The 570-nt window shown below is 56.5% G+C and carries 1 pseudogene; it reads right to left on the bottom strand.

Annotated features, from left to right (window positions below):
- Positions 1-570: pseudogene (locus AUR66_RS22080) on the bottom strand (archaea-specific SMC-related protein); the annotation flags it as partial.

The following is a 570-nucleotide window of genomic DNA, read 5'->3' as shown; positions in this document are numbered from 1 at the left end:
GCCCTTCACGAACACGCTGTTCCGTGCGTTCGATCCAGATTCGCTCGAGGTTGTCGTACTCCAGGGCGTTGAGGACCTCGTCCATGTGTGTGTTGAACTCTTCGACAGCCTCTGACTCCAGACGCTCGATTCTCGTGCGGAGTTCTTTGAGCTCCTCGTCGATTTCGTCACGGGTGGCCTCTAACTCATCCCGTTCGTCGAGTTTTGCTTCGATAGACGCAATCTCGTCTTCGACGTCGTCGAGGTCGGAGCGAAGTCTTCCGAGGTCGTACTCGATCTGGTTGGCTTCGCGGTGGAGGTCGAGCAACTCACCGTGCTCTTCGCTCTCCAGCTCGTCGACAGTCTCTTCGAGTGAGTCGATTTCCCCTTCGAGGTTACTCCGTCTGTCTTTCAACTCTTCGATGCGTTCCTCTCGAGTGTCCTGTTCGCTCTCGATTTCGGAGAGTCGCCGCTCGATACGATCGCGTTCACGCTGCCGCTTTTCGTACGTCGACTTCTCGTCTTGAAGGTCCGAAAGCTCCTGCTTGAACGACCGGCTCTCATCGAGTTTCTCCTCACGGAGGCTGCGGA

The sequence above is a fragment of the Haloferax profundi genome (assembly GCF_001469865.1).
Taxonomy (GTDB): Archaea; Halobacteriota; Halobacteria; order Halobacteriales; family Haloferacaceae; genus Haloferax; species Haloferax profundi.
The sequence above is the reverse complement of the archived record's forward strand: the minus strand, read 5'-3'. Positions and strand labels throughout refer to the sequence as shown.